This window comes from Peribacillus sp. P4_C12 (assembly GCF_056402095.1).
Window position 1 is genome coordinate 1 of sequence record NZ_JBFUIB010000606.1, and the last position, 1,949, is coordinate 1,949.

Sequence of the window (1,949 nt, forward strand, 5' to 3'; positions counted from 1 at the left end):
TCCCCAGAGGGATGGAACAGGATGACACATATCCGGATATGGGCAGAGCATTCTTGGACAAGATATGGAGTACGATTGGTAGTCCATCCTCATGCTGGTGGCTATATTGAATTTAAAGATGAAATAAAGAAACTTATGAAGGATATTCCACATGAAATTGCAGGACTTTGCCTTGACACAGCACATCTTTATTATTCAAAAATGGACCCCGTACAGTGGCTTATGGACTGTGCAAATAGACTGGATTATATACATTTTAAAGATATTAATCTAGATAAATAATTATCAAAAAGTAATGACTGAGTGTATCCGCTTTTTTGATGCATGTGGTAAGGGAGTTATCTGCTCTGTCGGACAAGGCATCATTGACTATAAATCCATTAACAGGTTACTGAAAGAAATCGATTATCATGGGTACATTACTGTAGAGCAAGAGCGTGATCCTAGAAATTGTGATAGTAGTCTACGAGATGTTAGCCAGAGCTTCGCTTATTTGAAGAATATTGGTTTTTAATCATAAACACAATATGAGAACAATAGTATGATTAATGGGGAAAAAATTATAAGAAAATCGGTTCTGATGCAAAAACTCAAGATAATCTCAATGGATGCTAAATCTTGATGTTTTACATCAAAATCAAAATATCGTTGTTTAAATTTTTTATTTTCACTATTAACTAATATACTTGTTCTCCGATATATTTATCATTATCTTTATAAGGAAAGTGCAACCAATTTCTGAAGATGAAATACAGATAATTTGGATGAAGCCCTATTTCTATAGAAATAGGGCTATTATGGATTACCGATATGGCTGTATCAATAGAAGAAATTTGAGAAAACAATCCAAAAGAATTTCCAGTCAAAATTATTGAATGTCAAAGAAGGTCAATGTATAATAAAGTCAGAAAGTCAAAGAAGGTCAAAGTTGATTCATAAAAACAAACTTTAAGGAGGAGTACTACATGCTTTGTGAAAAATGCCATGTAAACCAAGCTAATATTCAAGTACATCTAAATATGAATGGTCAGGAGCATGATGTTATGCTGTGCTCCACTTGTTATAAAGAAGAAAGAAATAAACTTGGTGCAGCTATGGGAGGAAAAGATTTAGGGAACTTCCAATTTAATGGATCCCACAATTTATTCAATCCCTTTAATAATAGTAATATCCCTCAACCGGAACCTGCTCAACAAAGCGGCGGAAGAGGATTATTAGAAGAGTACGGGCAGAATCTGACAGATGCTGCTAAAGCAGGCCTAATTGATCCGGTTATCGGCAGGAATGAAGAAATAAAAAGAGTGATTGAAGTTCTAAATAGACGTAATAAAAATAATCCAGTATTAATAGGTGAACCTGGCGTAGGTAAAACAGCGATTGCTGAAGGACTTGCTCTAGCCATTGTTGAAGGTGCAGTTCCTGTTAAATTGCGTAATAAGCTGGTGTATATGCTTGATATCGCTTCACTTGTTACAAACACTGGAATCCGGGGACAATTCGAAGAACGAATGAAGCAATTAATCAGTGAATTGCAGGAAAGAAAGAATGTCATTTTATTCATTGATGAAATTCACCAAATTGTCGGTGCTGGTTCAGCCGAAGGATCGATGGATGCTGGGAATATCTTAAAACCCGCACTTGCACGAGGTGAACTTCAGCTGGTGGGAGCGACCACTTTGTCTGAATATCGGAAAATTGAAAAAGACGGAGCACTTGAACGCCGCTTTCAACCCGTTCAGGTTAATGAGCCTACAACAGATGAAGCATTGGTTATTTTGCAAGGTTTAAAAGACAGTTATGAAGCGTATCATGGGGTCACATATAGCGTGGAAGCGCTGAGAGCAGCTGTTGAACTTTCAAACCGCTACATTCAAGACCGTTTTCTACCTGACAAAGCAATCGACTTAATGGACGAGGCAGGTTCTAAATTAAACTTGACCATTGAAGAT

3 protein-coding genes are annotated in these 1,949 nt (G+C 36.7%); all 3 read left to right on the forward strand.

Annotated elements, in window-relative coordinates:
• The coding region (locus tag AC1DUW_RS27080; protein WP_477643957.1) for a sugar phosphate isomerase/epimerase family protein at window positions 1-282 on the forward strand (282 nt) is incomplete at its 5' end.
• Between the two features lie 13 nt (window positions 283-295).
• Complete coding sequence (locus AC1DUW_RS27085; RefSeq protein ID WP_477643958.1) at window positions 296-514, forward strand: hypothetical protein; 219 nt, start codon at window positions 296-298, stop codon at window positions 512-514.
• Between the two features lie 451 nt (window positions 515-965).
• A partial coding sequence (locus AC1DUW_RS27090; RefSeq protein ID WP_477643959.1) for an AAA family ATPase occupies window positions 966-1,949 on the forward strand: 984 nt, incomplete at its 3' end.